15 protein-coding genes are annotated in these 15,417 nt (G+C 70.0%); 9 read left to right on the forward strand and 6 right to left on the reverse strand.

Annotation, left to right across the window (positions count from 1 at the left end; translation table 11 throughout):
• Positions 1 to 63 precede the first annotated feature (63 nt).
• Entirely contained in the window at positions 64 to 978 is a 915-nt protein-coding gene (locus ML5_RS10030; protein ID WP_013289209.1) for an IS3 family transposase, read from the reverse strand.
• The gene (locus ML5_RS10035; protein WP_013289208.1) at positions 975 to 1,268 is read right to left on the reverse strand and encodes a transposase; all 294 of its coding nucleotides are present in this window, start codon (positions 1,266 to 1,268) and stop codon (positions 975 to 977) included. The genes ML5_RS10030 and ML5_RS10035 overlap by 4 nt, the downstream gene beginning before the upstream one ends.
• Before the next feature lie 379 nt (positions 1,269 to 1,647).
• Between ML5_RS10035 and ML5_RS10040 the strand changes: the two genes are divergently transcribed.
• From ML5_RS10040 to ML5_RS10065, 6 genes are all read left to right on the forward strand, one after another.
• On the forward strand, positions 1,648 to 2,319 hold the full coding sequence (locus ML5_RS10040; RefSeq protein ID WP_013474589.1) for an HNH endonuclease family protein: 672 nt from the start codon (positions 1,648 to 1,650) through the stop codon (positions 2,317 to 2,319).
• A 197-nt stretch (positions 2,320 to 2,516) separates the two neighbouring features.
• Entirely contained in the window at positions 2,517 to 2,690 is a 174-nt protein-coding gene (locus ML5_RS32310; protein WP_013285068.1) for a hypothetical protein, read from the forward strand.
• Positions 2,691 to 2,967: 277 nt separating this feature from the next.
• Positions 2,968 to 4,164: a helix-turn-helix transcriptional regulator gene (locus ML5_RS31470; RefSeq protein WP_013474590.1), complete on the forward strand. Its 1,197-nt coding sequence runs from the start codon at positions 2,968 to 2,970 to the stop codon at positions 4,162 to 4,164.
• A gap of 490 nt (positions 4,165 to 4,654) precedes the next feature.
• Entirely contained in the window at positions 4,655 to 4,834 is a 180-nt protein-coding gene (locus ML5_RS10055) for a hypothetical protein (protein WP_013474592.1), read from the forward strand.
• Positions 4,831 to 5,139 carry a hypothetical protein gene (locus ML5_RS10060; protein WP_013474593.1) on the forward strand — a complete coding sequence of 103 codons (309 nt, stop codon included), beginning with the start codon at positions 4,831 to 4,833 and terminating at the stop codon, positions 5,137 to 5,139. Before ML5_RS10055 ends, ML5_RS10060 begins: the two co-directional genes overlap by 4 nt.
• 451 nt (positions 5,140 to 5,590) lie before the next feature.
• Entirely contained in the window at positions 5,591 to 6,100 is a 510-nt protein-coding gene (locus ML5_RS10065; protein ID WP_013474594.1) for a DinB family protein, read from the forward strand.
• Between the two features lie 28 nt (positions 6,101 to 6,128).
• Here the strand turns inward: ML5_RS10065 and wrbA are convergent, their stop codons facing one another.
• Both wrbA and ML5_RS10075 read right to left on the reverse strand, forming a co-directional pair.
• The gene (wrbA, locus tag ML5_RS10070) at positions 6,129 to 6,770 is read right to left on the reverse strand and encodes an NAD(P)H:quinone oxidoreductase (protein ID WP_013474595.1); all 642 of its coding nucleotides are present in this window, start codon (positions 6,768 to 6,770) and stop codon (positions 6,129 to 6,131) included.
• A gap of 49 nt (positions 6,771 to 6,819) precedes the next feature.
• Positions 6,820 to 10,095 (reverse strand): BTAD domain-containing putative transcriptional regulator, encoded by a 3,276-nt coding sequence (locus tag ML5_RS10075; protein WP_236619388.1) that lies wholly within the window; start codon positions 10,093 to 10,095, stop codon positions 6,820 to 6,822.
• A 224-nt stretch (positions 10,096 to 10,319) separates the two neighbouring features.
• On the opposite strand from ML5_RS10075, the gene ML5_RS10080 reads away from it, so the two are divergent.
• Positions 10,320 to 11,483, forward strand: coding sequence for an MFS transporter (locus ML5_RS10080; RefSeq protein WP_236619389.1), 1,164 nt, complete (start codon positions 10,320 to 10,322; stop codon positions 11,481 to 11,483).
• Positions 11,484 to 11,584: 101 nt separating this feature from the next.
• Here the strand turns inward: ML5_RS10080 and ML5_RS10085 are convergent, their stop codons facing one another.
• The gene (locus ML5_RS10085; protein ID WP_013474597.1) at positions 11,585 to 12,703 is read right to left on the reverse strand and encodes an epoxide hydrolase family protein; all 1,119 of its coding nucleotides are present in this window, start codon (positions 12,701 to 12,703) and stop codon (positions 11,585 to 11,587) included.
• A gap of 159 nt (positions 12,704 to 12,862) precedes the next feature.
• Between ML5_RS10085 and ygiD the strand changes: the two genes are divergently transcribed.
• Both ygiD and ML5_RS10095 read left to right on the forward strand, forming a co-directional pair.
• The gene (gene ygiD / locus ML5_RS10090; RefSeq protein ID WP_236619390.1) at positions 12,863 to 13,744 is read left to right on the forward strand and encodes a 4,5-DOPA dioxygenase extradiol; all 882 of its coding nucleotides are present in this window, start codon (positions 12,863 to 12,865) and stop codon (positions 13,742 to 13,744) included.
• 27 nt (positions 13,745 to 13,771) lie between these two features.
• Entirely contained in the window at positions 13,772 to 14,527 is a 756-nt protein-coding gene (locus ML5_RS10095) for an ABC transporter permease (protein ID WP_041784169.1), read from the forward strand.
• A gap of 108 nt (positions 14,528 to 14,635) precedes the next feature.
• On the opposite strand, the gene ML5_RS10100 is transcribed toward ML5_RS10095, so the two are convergent.
• Positions 14,636 to 15,379: an alpha/beta fold hydrolase gene (locus tag ML5_RS10100; protein WP_013474600.1), complete on the reverse strand. Its 744-nt coding sequence runs from the start codon at positions 15,377 to 15,379 to the stop codon at positions 14,636 to 14,638.
• Positions 15,380 to 15,417: the final 38 nt, after the last annotated feature.

The raw sequence follows: 15,417 nt of genomic DNA on the forward strand, positions 1-15,417 counted from the left end.
CGAGGCCCGGACGGCTGCCAGCCTGTCGGGTCTCGGGACGTGCGTGACGGAGTGAAGTGACCCCTATCGGCCGGACACCTCGATGTCTGTCAGGGACTCTTGGTGGAGCTTCTCGTAGGTGTCGGGGCTGACGTTACCCAGACGGCTGTGCCGACGGCGAGGGTTGTAGAAGCCCTCGATGTAGGAGAACACCTCCATCTCCAGTTCATGCCGCGATGGCCAGGCCCGGGTGTAGACCAACTCGGTCTTGAGGGTGGCGAAGAACGACTCGGCCATGGCGTTGTCGTAGCAGTCGGCGACCGAACCCATTGAGGCCAGGACGCCGCAGGAGCGCAGGGTGCGGCCGAACTCGAACGAGGTGTACTGGGTTCCGCGGTCGGAGTGGTGAACCAGCTGCTCGCGGGCGGGTCGGCGGTGCTGGATGGCCATGCCGACGGCGTCGAGGATCAGCTCGGTGCGCAGGTGATCGGCCATTGCCCACCCGACGACGCGGCGGGAGTAGGCGTCGACCACGACCGCGAGGTAGAGGAAGCCTTCCCAGGTGCGTAGGTAAGAGATGTCGGCGACCCAGAGCCGGTTCGGTGCGGTCGTGCTGAACTGCCGCTGGACCAGGTCCGGGGCGGTCGCGGTCGAGGCGGCTTTGCGGCGGGGCTTGCCGCGTCGGCGCCGGTGGGCGCCCTCGATGCCGGCCAGGCGCATCAGCCTCGCTACCGCTTTGCGGTTCCAGCGGTGGCCGCGCTCGTGCAGCTCTGCGGTCAGCCGGCGGGCGCCGTAGACGCCGCGGTGCTCCGACCAGGCCTGCCGGGTCAGCTCGACCCGGGCGTGGTCGTGGCGTTCTCTGTCGGTGGCGCGTTGCCGGCCGGCGCGTAACCACTGGTAGAAGGCGCTGTGGCCGACGCCGAGGAGCCGGCAGAGCAGACGGACCGGGTAGGTGGTCTTCTCCGCGTCGATGAACCGGTACACGTCGGCACGGTTCACCGCTCCGTCTCGCGTGCGAAGAAGACCGCGGCTTTTTTCAGGATCTCCTTCTCCAGTTCCAGCTGGGCGACCTGGCGCCGCAACCGGATCAGCTCGGCCCGCTCGTCAGCGGCCAGGTCGCTGGGCCGGCCGCCGTCGCGCTCCTGCCGCAGCCGGTCGACCCAGTTGCGCAGCGTCTCGTGGTTGACGCCCAACTCCCGACCGACGTCACGGATCGGGCGACCGGAGTCGAGCACCAATGCCGCGGCCTGGCGCCGGAACTCCTCGGGGTACTTGCTCTGTCGAGCCACAGCGTTTCCTCCTCCTCGGCAGAATGCCAAGTCAGGAGGTGTCCGGCTTCAGGGGGTCACTTCAGAGGTTGCCACTAACTATGCCTGACGGTCAGCCGGAAGCCTGCCGTAGATGTCGACAGCAACGGTGACAGCAACCGGCGTGGACACAACCACCCAGTAAGGGACGACGCCGGACGGTTGGCCCGAGGCCAGGGACGCCGACGGACCCTGCCGGACAGGACGCCCAGAACTTACAAGCGAGGGGTCGAGGCCGTCGGGTCGCGAGATGGCGGCCGGCTGTTCGATAACCGGCCAGCTGTTCTTTACACGCATGCTCATCGATTGACATGATCGTCGGGGAAGGTTGCTGTTCCCTCCTTGACGAAAGGCGGCAGCCATGCCGATCGCGCCCGTTATCCCCATCCCGCGTTCCAGGCGGCGTGCCGCCGCGATCACTGTCGCCACTGTCGTGGGTGCCGCTCTCGCCGTCGTGAGCGGACAGTCGGCTTCGGCTACGCCTCCGGGCATCCCGTCCAAGGCGACGGCGCAGTCGCAGCTCAACGCCATGACAGTGGCAGCGCAGGGCTCGATGGCCGGCTACTCGCGGGACCTGTTCCCCCACTGGATCACCATCACCGGCACCTGCAACACCCGCGAGCAGGTCCTCAAGCGCGACGGCACGTCCGTTGTGGTCAACAGCTCCTGCGCCGCTACGTCCGGCCGCTGGTACAGCCCCTATGACGGTGCGACCTGGTCCGCCGCCTCTGATGTCGACATCGACCATGTCGTGCCCCTGGCGGAGGCGTGGCGGTCAGGGGCCGACTCATGGACGACGAGCCGTCGGCAGAGCTTCGCCAACGACCTGACGCGCCCGCAGCTGATCGCGGTCACCGACAACGTCAACCAGTCCAAAGGCGACCAGGACCCCTCGACGTGGCAGCCGTCCCTGACGTCGTACCGCTGCACCTACAGCAAGATGTGGATCACCGTGAAGTACAACTGGGGCCTGACGCTTCAATCCTCCGAGAAGTCAGCACTGCAGGACATGCTCAACACCTGCGCCTTCTAACCGCGAGAGGCAGCCCAGCCGACGACGCGGAGGCGGACGAGCGGCCGGGCCGGCGAGCAGGTACCTGCGTCAGGCGGGCGAGGGGAGGCAGCCAGGAGGCTCGCCCTCTACCTGGCCGCCCAGCTCGTTGACGCCGCCCAGGACCTGGCCCACGTCCCCGCCGGCCACCTGCACCACCGCTTCCTCGGGTGGACCCGATGAGCATCCTTCAGCCTGGCGACGAGAAGTTCCACTACAGCGACGGCTCCCACAAGTGGACCCCGCCAGACCTGGACTACGACCAGGAGGTCTGGGAGGAACAGGTCCGCCAGCACAAGCAAGGCCACCTCAGAAACGAGCGCCCCAAGGTCCGCATCCAACGCCTGATCTAACGCCAGCAGTACAGCAGCGAAGTACAGCAGCCGTGCAAGCCGAACCAGGCCGAGCAGCACACCAACAGGGCACCTGACCTGGTATCGAGCCTGATCCGACCGGCTCGCCGACATTTCACACCGAAGAGATCACTATTTGACCCCACGGGTGCCGTGGGCCAAAGCCCCTTCCCCGAGAAGTGAGCAGCGTGGGCATCCGCGTGCGGAGAGTCGGGGTACCGTCGATGTGGTGGCGGCCGGCTGATTCGCTTGGCCTCTTGAGCTTGGGAGCGGCGCTATGGCCTCGTCCGTCGATCCGCGCTTTGGGGTAGCTCTGCGTGAGTTTCGGGAGCGGCGTGGCCTGTCGCTTCGGTCTCTCGGGCAACTCGCTCATCGGAGTAAGAGCCATCTGCACGAGTTGGAGGCAGGGCTCAAGGCTCCGACGGTCGACACAGCGCGCCACCTGGACCGGATTCTCGACGCCGGGGGAGTGCTTGCTCGGCTGGTCGATGCGCCGATCGACCATGCGGCCGAGGCCGGCGAGTTGCGAGCGAGAGTCGCCGCCAGTGATGTCAGCAACGACATGCTCGAACGGATCGAGCAGGGCGTTGACGACCTCGCCAGCTCCTATCCGACGATGGCACCGGCGGATCTGTTGCCGTTGGTGCGGCGGCACCTCTCCTATGTGGTGCGGCTGCTCGACGGACGGGTAACGCTTGCTCAACAGCGTCGGCTGTTGGTTGCCGGCGGTTGGTTGGCGGTGCTGCGGGCCACGGTTCACATCGACCTGCGGCAGCGGAATGCTGCGGCTGCTCATCTGCGAGCTGCTCGTGACCTTGCTGAACATGCTGAGCATCCCGAAATTCAGGCGTGGTGTCTGGAGACGCGGGCTTGGGACGTGTTGACACAAGGTGACTACCGTTCAGCACTCGATCTTTCCCAGCAAGCTCAACGGGTTGCACCTCAGGGCAGCTCTGCCAGGATTCAGGCGACTGCTCAGGAGGCCCGTGCATGGGCTCGCATCGGAGACGTTGCTGCCACCCGACGAACGCTGGACCGGGTAGAGCGATCGGCGGCGAATCTTCCCGTTCCCGAGCGAGCCGAGCATCACTATCGCTACGACCCTGCCAAGGCCGCCGCCTACACGGCCACGACTTTGGCGTGGGCCGGTGACCCGGGCGCCGAGCAGGTGGCTCGGGCCGTAGTGGCCGATCTGGATCCGCACGGCGATGGGGGAGCGCGGCCACGCCGGTCGGCATCGGCGCGTCTCGACCTCGGACTTGCCCTCGTCGCGGCCGGTCAGCCGGACGAAGCGGTTGCGCTCGGGGCGCAGGCCGTGGCATCCGGGCGAGTGGTGCCGTCGAACTGGTGGCGAGCCGCGGAACTGCTGGCCAAGGTCGAGGATCTCGGAGTGCCCGAGGCCGCGATGTTCCGTGAACTGTGCGTCGAGTATGCGCCGAGCCGACGATCAACAGCGGACAGCACACCTGGTTAGCGGACAGTCACCTTCTGGATCGTAGACGCGCGCGGCGCGACGCTGGACCTCACTGAACCGGGCGCGGATCGAGGCACATCAGTAGGTGCCCCTTCGTGCTCTCATCACGGAGGGCCAGAAGATGACGGTGCCTATCGGGCTCCTGCGGCGACTCGTAGGCCGGCACCTCCCGTCGATTCCGACGGCGTACGGCGTCGGGCAGCGCATCCAGATGATGGAGCAGGACATCGCCCGGCGGCGGTTGCTGGACCAGGCGCGAGGCGGGCAACAGGCCCCGGCGGGCGCCGGGGACACATCGATGTCGCGAGAGCGGCGCGTCTCGTACGACGAATACCTTTCTGCCACCGCGCTGACTCTTGCCCGACGGCATCGGCCGGTGTGGTCGTGGCGGCTCTGGCGGCGCATCTGCCGCTGCGGAGACGACCTCCCGTGCCGCGTCCGGCATCGGATTCCGATCAATCGTGGCCACTGGCCGTCGGGAGGGTGAGCAGTGACCAGTGAGCAGGAACAGGCGATCGTCGCGGTTCACGTACGAGGGCTCGACGGCATGTGTGCCGGGTGCCGGGCGTGGTGGGCGCGGCTGACTCCGTACCCGTGCTGGCAGGTGGAATGGGCGACGAGCCGGCAGGCGCGGGCGGACACCGCGCGGTTCCTGGAGGGGGTGCGGTGACCACCCACGGCCCGGTCATGCCGCTCTGGAGCTGCGGTGGCTGCGACCTGCCATGGCCGTGCCCGACCCGCAAGCGCGAGCTGCGCGCGGAGTACGAGGACGCTCCGGTGTCGCTGGCCCTCTACCTCGGTGCCTACCTCGTCCAGGCCACCGAGGACATGCCCTGGACGCCGGCCGGCGTGCTGCACCGTCGCTTCCTCGGCTGGACCAGGGAAACCGGCCACCTCATGCCGGTAGTACAGCAGCGAAGTACAGCAACCGTGCCAGCCGAACCAGGCCGAGCAGAACACCAACAGGGCGCCTGACCTCGTATCGAGCCTGATCCGACCGGCTCGCTGAGAGTGCACACCGAAGCGGTCGGCGCGACTTCCGCTGTCGGCCTCAGTGCTGCCCGAGAGCTCGAAGGACATAGCCTGGCTCTACGTCAGACGCTGCCACGTCAGGCAGTACGAGAGACGCGGTACCGGGAGGCGAGTGCAGCTCAACGTAGGCGCGGGTTGCGGCCACGACGTAGCCGCCACACAGAACCTCTACCATGTCGCCTTGGCGCAGGTCGGTCGGACTACAAGACCCGGACACGATCAGTGGGCGGCCCGTGACGTCGAAGACGTGGGCGATCACCATCTCGAATCGCGGTTCCGGCACCAGCCGAGTGTAGGAACCGTTGGCGAAGAGGCCGTCTGACGTCCGCCGCAGCCACCCGCGACACTGGCTCGTATGGTGCGCGGCCCACTTGGGCCTGCGGATACTGGTCGGATGACCATCGAGTTTCCCGCACCCACCGTCCCGGCCGCCGGTCGTACGGAGGTGTTCCTGCGCTACCTCGACTACTTCCGGGACACGGTGGTGGCGAAGGTGCTCGCGCTGTCCGAGGACGACGTGCGCTGCAGCGCGCTGCCGTCCGGGTGGACGCCGCTGGAACTGGTCAAGCACCTGCGGTACGTGGAGCTGCGCTGGATCGAGTGGGGATTCCAGGGGCGCGAGGTCGGCGACCCGTGGGGTGACCGGCGAGACGAGCGGTGGTTCGTCGGGCCGGAGGAGACCCGGGCCGACCTGCTGGCCGCGCTGCGCGCGCAGGGCCGGCACACGCGGGCGGTGGTGGAGGGCAGCGACCTCGACGCGATCGGCGCGCCCGGTGAGCGTTGGGACGGCGCCGACCCGGCGTCGCTGGAGCGGGTGCTGTTCCACCTCGTGCAGGAGTACGCCCGCCACCTCGGGCACCTGGACATCGTGGCAGAACTGGCAGGCGGCCCAACCGGCGAGTAGTAGATCGTACTGCTCCCGCCGCCGGGCCTCACCCGAACCGGCTGTCCGCGCGGGCGGCGGCGACAGCGGCTGCCATCCGGGTCAGGCGTGCGCCCTGGAAGCAGGCCGTCTCGAGGACAGCTTTGACGTACTCGGGATCCCGGCTGGCGCGGCTCTCCACCAGGCTGACGCCGTACGGGTTTCCGCCGGCGGCGTGAGCGGTGTCGTAGTTCAGGTAGCCCGTGGGGAGGATGATCGACCCCCAGTGGTGGAAGGTCTGGTAGAGGCTGAGCAGGGTTGCCTCCTGGCCGCCGTGTTCCTCATAGGTGGCCGTGAAGCCGGTCGCCGGCTTGTCGGCCAGTTCCTCCGCCTGCCACGGGACGGTCGTGGTGTCGAGAAACTGGCGCAGCTGGGAGCAGATGTTCCCGAAACGGGTCGGCGTGCCGAAGGCGTACCCGTTGGCCCACCGAAGGTCGTCCAGGGTGGCGACCGGGATGTCGGCAGTGGCGTCGAGGTGGGCTCGCCACTGCGGCTTGGCATCGATGACGTGCTCCGGTGCCAACTCTGCCACCCGGCGCAGGCGGACCTCCGCGCCGGCGTCGGCGGCTCCGTCGACAAATGCCTGCGCGAGCCGGTGCACAGTGCCGGTGGCGGAGTAGTAGATGACGGCGATCCTGGCATCGGTGTGCATGGTGCCTCCTGGGGTCGGCTCGGTTCTCGGTCAACCGTGCCGATCAGGCTTACCGTTCGCTGACCATCCCCTTACCGACGCCGCTGAACGGCTGTTCGTCGAGGTCGAGCTGCGCGCCGCGGCTCATTTCGGCGGCGAGTTCGTCGCTGCCGAGCGCCTCCCGGAGGCGGACGGTGATGCGCTGGACGTCATGTTGCTCCCCGGAAGGAAGCGGCGCTCCGGCGGCCTCGCGCAGCGTCCGCGACGCGGCGAGCAGCCGCGCGGCGGTGCGACTGTCACCGCCGAGACTGATGGCCCCGGCCAGGCCCTCGAGAGCCAGGGCGACCGCCCGTTGATCCCCGGTGGCGCGCGCCGCGTCGAGCGACTCACGGTGGTGGCGCTCGGCGAGGACAGCATCACCGCGGTGCTCCGCGATGAATCCCAACTCGGCCAGCGCGAGCGCGCAGCCCGGCAGGAAGCCGGCGCGGCGGTTCCAGTCGAGGAGGTTTCGCTGCTGGGTCTCGGCGGCGTCGAGGTCGCCCCGCCGTCGCGCGATCATCGCCAGGCCCGTGCCGGCGAAGGCGGCGGCTGAGCGGCTCGACTGTTCCTGCGCCACCTGTAGCGCGCGGTCGTGACTGACGGCGGCCTCGTCGAGGTCGCCCCTCAAGATGGCGAGCCGGCCGATGCATGCCAACTGCCGGGACACCGACGTCCACAGTCGCAGGTGTTCGGCGATGCGCAGCGCCTCCCGGTAGCGCGTGGCGGCGCGATCGTAGTCGCCGTGGATCTCGGCCAGGGTTCCCAGCAGGCTCGTCGGATGCACCTGTCCCCAGCGGTCGCCCACCTGCTCGAACAGCGACCGGCTGGTCTCGCAGTCACGCTGCGCGGCGGGCAGGTCGCTGCGGAGTACGAGCGCGAGGTCCGCTCGGATGGCACAGGCGGCAGCGATGCCCCACCGGTCCCCGCCGGCGCGGAACGCCGCCAGCGCCGCGTCGACCAGGACGGCGGCCTCGCCCGGATCTCCGGAGCCGAGCATCATGAAGGCGAACAACCACTGCGCGAACGCCTTCTCCGGCCCCTCGGTGTCCTGGTAGCTCTCCAGGATCCGCTGCCGGGGAGCGGTCGGATCGCCGTCCCGGGTGGCGAGAGCGGTCAGCCACATCTCCGCATGTCGCCGCAGGCCGTCCGGTGCGACGTCGTCCTCGCTCCTCGGGACGATGTCCAACGCCGTTCGCAGTGACCGGCTCACCTCTCCGAATCGACCCCGGAGAAGCCGGTACCAGGACAACGAGGTGGCGAGCGCCAAGCCCACGCGGGCCTGACCGTCGGTGGCGGCGACGTCGAGTGCCGCCCGGAGGTTTGCGTTCTCGGCGTCGAGCTCGCGCAGCGCACGACTCTGATCGTGACCACGTAGCCGTCCGGCGGCCTGCTCGGCGAGACGGGCGAAACACGTGACGTAACGGCGACGAGTTTCGGGCAGTTCGGCGGCGCTGCCGAGCTGTTCCAGACCGTAGGCAGCCACCGTCTCCGGTAGGCGAAAACGTCGCGGACTCTCGTCGTGCCGCACCATGACCAGCGATCGGTCGATCAGGCGTGCCAGCACATCGAGGACCTCGTCCGATGCCACCTGCCCGCCACCGCACACCTGCTCGGCGGCGGCCAGGGTGGCGCCGTCGGCGAAGACCGCAAGCCGGCGCAGCACCGCGCGTTCGGGAGGCGACAGCAACTCCCAACTCCAGTCGATCACGGCGCGAAGCCCCTGCTGACGCGGGGGCGCGGTGCGCCGGCCGGATGACAGCAGCCGGAAGCGATCGTCGAGCCGTGCCGCCAGCTCGCCCGGGTCGAGAACGGCCAGACGGGACGCGGCCAGTTCCAGCGCCAGCGGTACGCCGTCGAGACGCCGGCAGATGACGGCGACCGCGTCCGCGTTCCGCTGATCGACGGTGAACCCCGGCTCGGTGGCGCGGGCGCGGGCTACGAAGATCCGAACCGCCGGAGCCTCGGCGATCTGCCGCGCGCCGGCTCCGGGCTCCGGCAGGCCAAGCGGCGGCACCGGAAAGACGACTTCGCCGGGGATCCCGAGCGGCTCGCGGCTCGTCGCCAGGATGCGCAGGTCGGCCGCGGCTCCGAGGAGTTTCTCGGTCAGTCGAGCGACCGGCGCCACCACGTGTTCGCAGTTGTCGAGCAGCAACAGCATTCGCCGACCCCGCAGCGCGGTGACCAGCCGGTCCATCGGCTCGCGCGGTGGTCGGTCCCCGGGCAGGCCGGGCGGACCGTCGTCCCGGATCTCGAGCGTCGCCGCCACCATGTCGACGATCTCGGTGCAGGTCGCGTGGTCGCCGCAGTACGGCTGGCCGGCCAGCTCGACGAGCCACACTCCAGCGGGGAACGTGTCACCCAGCGCACGGGCGGCCTCGATCGCCAGCCTGCTCTTTCCCACCCCACCGAGACCGGTCAGGGTCACCAGCCGCTCGTTCGTCAGCCGCTCCCGCACCGCCTCGACGGCCGCGTCGCGCCCGATCAGCCCACCGTACGGACCAGGCGACAGAGGCGCCGGCAGGTTGGTTCGGGCCGGAGTCGACGCCGGTGCCGGCGACTGGAGAGCGGGATCCTGGCGCAGGATCGCCCCGTGCAGCTCGACCAACTCCCTGCCGGGATCGATGCCGAGTTCGTCGCGCGCCTGCCGACGGAACTGCTCGTAGGCGAACAGCGCCTCATGCTGGCGTCCCGAGCCGTACAGGGCGCGCAGGTGCGCGGCCCGTAGTCGCTCACGCCACGGATGGCGTGCGACCAGGTCGCTCAGTTCCCCGGCGAGCAGGTGGTGCTCACCAAGATCGAGCCGGGCCTCGGCCAGCTCCTCCAGCGCGGTCAGGCGCTGGTCGTTGAGCCGCTCGACCGCCTGGCGGACGAATCGCTCGTCACTGAAGTCGGCGTACGGGGAACCGCGCCAGAGCGACAGGGCCTCCGTCAGCGTCGCCGCCCGCACAGCCGGCTCCCGCTGCGCGCTCGAACGTAGCAACAGAGCGGCGAAGCGACCGGCGTCGACCGATTCCGACGGCGTCCGCAGCCGGTAGCCGGCTTCACCGGACTCGACCAGCGCACGGCCACCCACCTCGCCCGCCCCCAGTGCGCGGCGCAACTGCGACACCTTGGTCTGGAGCGCCCCGAGCGCGTTGCCGGGCGCCTCGTCACCCCAGAGATCTTCGATCAGCCGGTCGGCGGTCACCGGGCGCCCCTCGTGAACCAGCAGGTCAGCCAGCAGACCACGCACTTTGAGGCCGGGCACGGCGACAGGAGTGCCGTCCGACGTCCACACCGCGACGTCGCCCAGCACTCCGAACCTCATCGCTTCACACTAGCCAGCCGGCTGTCCCGCCCCGCGAACGTCCGCCGACCGCGGGTCTGCTCACCAGAAGCGGTGCGGGGTCACCGACGCGTACGTCAGCCGGTCATCAGTCGATGGTAAGGAGCCCCGGGCAGGCTGAACCGAGCCGACACCGGAGGAACGACATGGATCAGCTACAGCGGCGCCGAGCCGCTCACCGTCCCAGGCAGCTCGCACCAGGGCGGGTGGCCACACCCTGGCTCGCCCTGCTGGCCGGTCCGCTGTCGTTCGGGATTGCCGCACCGGCACTGCTGCTCGACGACCTGGCGCGCGCAACGGGTAGCGGGGAACAGGCCGCGGCCGCCGGCGTAACCGCCTTCGGCTGGGGGATCGCGTTGGGGACGCCGCTGCTGGCGGCGCTGCTCGCCCGTCGCGGCGTAGGAGCGGTCCTGACCGTCGCGTCCGCGCTGGTGGCCGCGGGGACGCTCCTCCTCGTGCTGATCCCGAGCGTGCCGGCGATGGTGGCCGGTGCGGCGGTGCAGGGACTGGGGTCCGCCGGACTCACCGTGACGGCGATGAAACTGGCCGACTCGGCCCGGCAGATGGGCGTGGTCGCCGCGTCGCTGGCGGTCGTCGGGGCCACCGGTCCGCTGACCGGGGCACTGATCGCCGACCTCTCGTCGTGGCAGGTGGCGCTGGCGTTGCCGCTGCTGGCGGTACTCGCCGTGCCCGCGGCTCGCCGCGGCACCACCGCAGCGGACGCGGTGCCGGCGCCATTCGATTTCTTCGGGATGACCATCCTGGCCATGCTGGTCACCGCTGCCGTCCTCATTCCGCACCGACCGCTGGTGGCCGGCCCGGCCACCGTCGTACTGCTGCCTCTGCTGGTGTTCTGGATGAAGGTCCGTCCGGACGGCTTCCTGCCTGCTGCGGTGGCACGGAACGGCCGGTTCCTCGCGGCGTGCGCGCTGGCCTTCGCGCTGGGGGTGGGGAACTTCGCCCTGCTCTACGCCGCGCCGGACCTGCTGCGACAGCACGCGGGATGGGCAGGCACCCTGAGCGGGACCGTGCTGCTGGCGCCGTACCTGATCGGCGGCATCTGCTCCGGGTTCCTGGTCGCGGCATCCGTGCGAGTGTCACGCCGCGTCGCGGCCGCCGCGTTGCTCGTCACCGGCGCCACCGCGCCGCTGCTGGCGGCGGTCACCACCGCCGTACCGCTGCTGCTTGCGGCGATGACGCTCGGCTCCTTGGCCGCCGCGACCGGCCAAGGCGTACTCGCCCTGCACGCGGCCGGCGTCGTGTCCGCCTCCCACCGGGCCGAAGCCCTGGGTCTGTTCAACCTCGCCTACCTGCTCAGCGTCGCGATCGGACCAGTGGTTGCCGTGACGCTCTCGCACCCAACCGCTTGAGGGCCCCGACGCGCAGTTCAACGTCGGCCGCCTCGGCGTCGTGGCCTGCGTGGCGCAGCGTTCGAGAGGATCTGGACCACTCGTCCCATGGTTGAAACGATCTAGACGACGTCGCCGGTTGGGCTTCTGGAGCACCGCAGTGCGTTGAAGAAGGCGCGCAGGTCGGCAGCGAGCAGATCGGGCTCTTCCTGGGCGAGGAAGTGGCCGCCGACGCTGGGCTCGCGCCAGTGGGTGAGGTTGGCGTAGGTGCGTTCGGCGAACGACCGGGGCAGGCCGGCGTCCTCGACGCTGACAGTGATACCGGCGGGCACGGTGACCATCGGCAGGTGTGGGGCCAGGTGGTCGTCACGGTAGGGGCGGAAGGACGTGCCGATGCAGTTGGTGACCCAGTACAGCATCACGGTGGTCAGCAGCTCGTCGAAGCCGAAGCGGCGGGAGATGTCGCCGCCACAGTCGCTCCAGCGCTGGTACTTCTCGATGACCCATGCGGCCAGGCCGGACGGCGAGTCGCTCAGCGCGGCCGCAAGGGTGTCGGGCCGTGTCTCCTGGACGATTCCGTAGCCCCAGTCATCTTGGGCCTTCGCGTCGAGCTTGGCGATGAACGCCTCCTCGGCCGGGCTGAGGTCACCCCTGCGGTCCGCCGGCGGGAACTTGATGTGCTGCGAGAAGACCCCGATGACCCGATCTGCGTGGCGGGCGCCGAGCCACGTCGACACGCCGGATCCGACATCGCCACCGTAGGCGCCGAAGCGGTCGTAGCCCAGACGGGTCATCAGCTCGGCCCACACGTCCGCGACGGCCGCCTCGGTCGTCGGGCCCTCGGCGAGTGGTCCGGAGAAGACGAAGCCCGGCAGGCTCGGTATGACGAGGTCGAAGTCTGCGAGCCGGGACACCAGGGGCAGCATCTCCGTGTACGTGCTGGGCCAGCCGTGGGTCAGGATCAGCGCCGTGGCGTCGGGCGATGCCGAGCGGACATGAACGAAGTGGATCGGCGTGCCTCGGACCGTGGTGACGAACTGGGGGTATCGATTGAGGGCACGCTCGACCGCACGCCAGTCGAATCCGTCGAGCCAGTACCGCACCAGATCTGCCAGGTACCCGGGGTCGGTGCCGGCGGCCCACGGCTCTCCCGGGGCGGCCGGCGCGAGCCTCGTCCGCGAAAGCCGAGCGCGCAGGTCGTCCAGGACGGCTTCGGGCACATCGATGCGGAAGGGCGTCACCCGATCATGGTCCCATCGCCAGGAGTCACTCGGCAGCCGCCCGAATGGGCAGGCTGCCGCACGGCGATCGGCAGCCACGATCCGGGAGACTCGATCACCGATCCGCCGGGGAGCGTGATTCAGGCCGGAACCGCTGCGAGGCGGCACTATCGTGTCCACGTGCCTTCAGACGTACGTCCGGCCCTGGATGTGTTGATGCCCGCGGCGTTCCTGGGCCACGGCAACCCGATGAACGCCCTCGAGGTCAACCGGTACACCTCCGCGTGGAGAGCCTTCGGCGCAGCGGTGCCGCGTCCCCGCGCGATCCTGGTGGTCAGTGCCCACTGGTACATCAACGCCACGGCCGTCACCGCGATGCCCCGGCCGAGGACCATCCACGACTTCTACGGGTTTCCGCAGGAGCTGTTCGAGGTGCAGTATCCGGCGCCGGGGCTGCCCGAACTGGCTGAGGAGGTCAGTGACGTCGTCCATCCGACCTGGGTCGGGGCGGACGTCGACAGCTGGGGCATCGACCACGGCACCTGGTCGGTGCTGATGCACGCCTTTCCGGACGCGACGATTCCCGTCGTCCAGCTCAGCATCAACGCCGACAAGCCGATGGACTACCACCTTCAACTCGGCGCCCGGCTCGCTCCACTGCGCCGGCGTGGAGTGCTGATCGTGGCGAGCGGCAACGTCGTGCACAACCTGCGCGGCATGGACTGGGCGCTGGCCGACGACGGCTTCGACTGGGCGCGACGCTTCGACGAGGACGCCAAGGCCCGGATGTTGACCGACCCGGGCGAGTACGCGACCCTCGACGCGCACGGGGACTTCCGCCGTGCGGTACCGACACCGGATCACTTCATCCCCGCGTTGTACCTCGCCGGTCTGGCCGCCGCCACGGACACCCCCGACACCGAGGTCCTCGTCGACGGCTACGCCTACGGCTCGCTGTCCATGACGGCCTACACCCTGGGCATGTCCTGTCCACCGGCTGCCGGCCGGGGCGGATCCCCGCAGCCACCGCCCGGCCTGCCGCCGGACGGCTCCAACATCTGAGCAAGCGCCGGCTGGTCGAATGGCCCTATGGATCAAGGTGCAGTCGCGGTGGGTCCGGCGCTCGCCGCCGTACTCGTCGTTCTCGTGCTCGTCGCCGTGGCAACGGTGCGGGCCGGCCGGCTCGGCCACGCCCGTGGCATCGCCACGGCGGCGCTGCGCGCGGTGGTGCAGTTGTGCGCCGTGGCGCTGCTCATCACTGCCGTCCTGCGGTCGTGGTGGGCCAGCGCCGGGTTCATCACGCTGATGATCCTGGTCGCGGCGGCGACCTCCGCGCGCCGGGTCAGCTCGCTTCGCCTCGGCTGGCCGGTGCTGGCGCCGATCGCGGCCGGCGCGCTCCCGGCCTCCGCCCTCGTCGTGGCCTCCGGCGCGGTGCCGCTGACCGAGGTCGCGGTCGTTCCGATCGCCGGAATCCTCATCGGCGGGGCGATGACGGCCACCTCCCTGGCGGGCCGCCGCGCGTTGGACGAGCTTCGCGACCGCCACGGCGAGTACGAGGCGGCACTGGCGCTGGGCCTCGTGCCGCGGGATGCGGCGCTGGAGATCTGCCGGCCCAGCGCGGGGCAGGCGCTGGTGCCCGCGCTGGACCAGACACGCACCGTCGGCCTGGTCACACTCCCCGGTGCCTTCGTCGGCGTGCTGCTCGGCGGCGGCACACCCGTCCAGGCCGGGGCAGCCCAGCTACTGGTCCTGGTCGCGCTCCTGGCCGTCGAGGCGATCGCCGTCGCGGTGACCGTCGAGCTGGTCGCCAACGGACTGCTTCGCCGACCGGGTCCTGCCGTCTAGGTTCCGCTTCGACGTCTGACCGCCTGGCCGGGAGAGAACCCGAAAACGGGATGGTTCCCCCGTGCCGGTGCCCGGGTGACCTGGGTACGGTCGCCCGGGCACCGCGGGCTATGCCGTCGGCCTTGCTTCGTGCAGGATCCGGGCCAGCTCGGCCGGCCGGCTGAGCATCGGCCAGTGCCATGTCGGCAGTTCCTCGTACCGCCACGAATCGCCGGCCATGTGCCGGCACAGCGGCACGGTGGCGGCCATCTCGCGTGCCTGCTCGGCGGTGAAGCTCGACAGCACGCCGAGGCGGGGCAGCTTCTCCCACGCCCCGGTGAGCCGCACCGGGGTGGTGGCAGTCGCCCACGGCTGGGCCACCGACCGCTCATCGAGCAACGCGACGACGGAGTCATCCACGTCTTCTGCGCTCGCCGCCAGCTCGGCCCACGGCGGGGGCGGCAGCCGCCAGCCGTCGCCGTGTTCGGCGACCACCGCCGCGTTGCGTTCACGCTCCGGGGGCGGGCTGAAGTCGTCGTTCGCCGCCCCGTCGGGCAGCGGGCCGGTGTCGACGAAGACCAGTTGGGCGATGCGGTCGGTCATGCGGTCGGCAACGGCTGTCGTCACGACCGCGCCGGCGTAGCTGTGCCCGACGAGCACCACGTCGTGCAGGTCCTCGTAGCGCAGCAGGTTGACCACGTCGGTGACGTGGACGTCGAGGTCGGTGTCCGGGCGGGCCAGGTGGGCGCGCTCGCCCAGGCCGGTCAGGCTCAGCGGATACACCTCGTGGCCGTGCCCGCGCAGGGCAGCGGTGACCGGGCGCCAGGCCCATGCGCCGAGCCAGAACCCGGGAACCAGTACGAAGGTCGTCATGCCTGGCACGCTACGATCAATACCGGACAGGTTCCGCC

The sequence above is a fragment of the Micromonospora sp. L5 genome, assembly GCF_000177655.2.
In the GTDB taxonomy this organism is placed as follows: domain Bacteria; phylum Actinomycetota; class Actinomycetes; order Mycobacteriales; family Micromonosporaceae; genus Micromonospora; species Micromonospora aurantiaca.